The 2,024-nt window shown below is 35.3% G+C and carries 2 protein-coding genes and 2 pseudogenes; all 4 read right to left on the bottom strand.

Annotation, left to right across the window (positions count from 1 at the left end; all coding sequences use genetic code 11):
- Nucleotides 1-401: 401 nt before the first annotated feature.
- On the bottom strand, nucleotides 402-569 hold the full coding sequence (locus NC799_RS18200; RefSeq protein WP_272447849.1) for a hypothetical protein: 168 nt from the start codon (nucleotides 567-569) through the stop codon (nucleotides 402-404).
- A gap of 511 nt (nucleotides 570-1,080) precedes the next feature.
- A pseudogene (locus NC799_RS18510) lies at nucleotides 1,081-1,233 on the bottom strand (ATP-binding protein); the annotation flags it as partial.
- A 54-nt stretch (nucleotides 1,234-1,287) separates the two neighbouring features.
- Nucleotides 1,288-1,581, bottom strand: a complete 294-nt coding sequence (locus tag NC799_RS18190; protein ID WP_272447847.1) for a transposase — start codon at nucleotides 1,579-1,581, stop codon at nucleotides 1,288-1,290.
- 243 nt (nucleotides 1,582-1,824) lie between these two features.
- Nucleotides 1,825-2,024: pseudogene (locus NC799_RS18185) on the bottom strand (ATPase); the annotation flags it as partial.

The raw sequence follows: 2,024 nt of genomic DNA, 5'->3' as shown, positions 1-2,024 counted from the left end.
AGCTGCCAAGGTAAATTTTCCGGTTCAACTAATTGATTAAATTGCTCTATCATTCTTTCATTGTAGTTTTTTGTGTCCAAGTCGATTGGGAATACACCAGATGCCTCCCCGACACCGAGCACCTTTTACCAATAGTGAAATTTGTCTCGTACTCATAAAATCCATTCGAATATCTTCGGTACAAGTCATCAATGAGTTCTTGGACTTTTGGATTGTTTGGATACCACTTCTTCATTAGATCTAAAACGACCTTTTGCCATGCTTTCCTTAGATATTCATAAGGAATATATCCAGTTTTTAGGTAAATTCATCCGAACTTTGCATAGTATCAAGGATTTTTCCTTTTGTTTTGCATACTCTTCCGTAAAAAATTAAAATAGCCCTCAATGAGGGCTATTTCTTTATCTACGTTTATTTTTTTTTATAAAAGATTCCACTAAATCATGGTTCTTCTTACGTTCTTCCTCAGTTTCATCAGGAGCACTGGCAAATATACCATTGGTTGATTCTTCAGCCAAATCATGTAATTGATTTTGCCTATTAGTAATAAGGTTTTTGTTCTTAATCATCTTAATTTCACACTCCTTTATACAAGTATAACTGAATTAATCGTTGAGAAGCAACTGTATCTAAAATCATTCGTTGATTACCAATAAATACAGCCCCCAAACTCTCGTAATATTTTATTAATGTTTCATCAAGTTTTATGTGAATGCAAACAAATCCTCCATATCCTTTTTCAAAACTTTTGCTACACGTATAAGTCAATAAAACTGGAGCTACTCTAAACTCCCCGTTATGGCCTCTGTTATGGGGAGCAGATTCTATATACCTTACCAATATATAACCTTCCCCATCATCAACCTCTGTAAATGAAATCAGCCCTTGAATATCATTATCTCCGCTAATTATCAATTTATATACATGATGTTCAGGATATGATATTTCTTCTTTCCAATCGAAAGTCCAACGTTTAGGATTTATATAAGCTAAATCTCTTAAAAAAAGACGCTGGACAGCACCAGGATAAACTTCGTTATTTTGTTTATTTACCACATTAAACTTCAACTCTAACACCACCATCATTTTCTCTTTGTTTTTTCTTTCACGGCAGTGAACTTCATGGCTTAGAAATTCATGAATGAACTCATGATACATCCATCCTTTTGCTTCGGCTTCCCTCAGTAGGTTAGGGAGTTCTTTAGCTGTCTCTGCTAGTCTTAAAGTCCGGCATTACTTTTCGAAATTTAGCTTGTTGAATGTTATCAGAATAAGCCCCATTCAGCTTTAGGTGATAATATAAGCCCAGCCAATAAAGTTCCGCCATGCTTGATTTTTCGGATCAATAAGTTGTCTGCAAAGTTCTCGAAAGGAGGTAATTTCAGGGCGAGTAAAATATAAATAATGCATCCTAAAATAGACTCTCGGATCCGCTGGGGGACGCCCACCTTTCTTAAAAAGGGGTTTGATCTTTTCTAATACAATGGAATCATCTACATGATCGATATAATCTATGAGTTCAACATCAAAGCTGAGTGTGTTATAATAGTGGAAAGGAACTAGTTCCAATTGTAATTCCATGAAAATGCACCTCGCAAATTGGTATTTTTGGTTTGTTTAGCCACTTCCATTTTACCATATTTCGCTAAGGTGCATTTTTATTTTTTTATAGAATTATAGGGCTCTTTGAACACGCTCTTTAAATAAAAACGGTAGTTGTGCCTCACTGTTTTAAGCTCGAGGCACAACTACCGTTTTTATTTATGGCTCTTTTCGAACCGGAAATTGATCTTCTATATCAACCATTTCATAGAAAACAAACCCTTATTTCAAATTTTCTACGGCCGCACGTTCAATAGCTAGGCCTTTGGTATATCGTTCCATAAATTGGGCAAAACCATCTACATCTTTCGGATTAGGGGAGATCGTTTCACCTGCTTCATCACCGAATATTTTCTCATTTAAATACTCATCTAAAATTTCACCATCTTGTTTGTTCATCATATAAGATGCAAGCAAGGCAA

The sequence above is a fragment of the Aquibacillus salsiterrae genome (assembly GCF_028416595.1).
Lineage (GTDB): Bacteria > Bacillota > Bacilli > Bacillales > Amphibacillaceae > Aquibacillus_A > Aquibacillus_A salsiterrae.
This window is presented reverse-complemented; position numbering and strand designations above follow the sequence as displayed.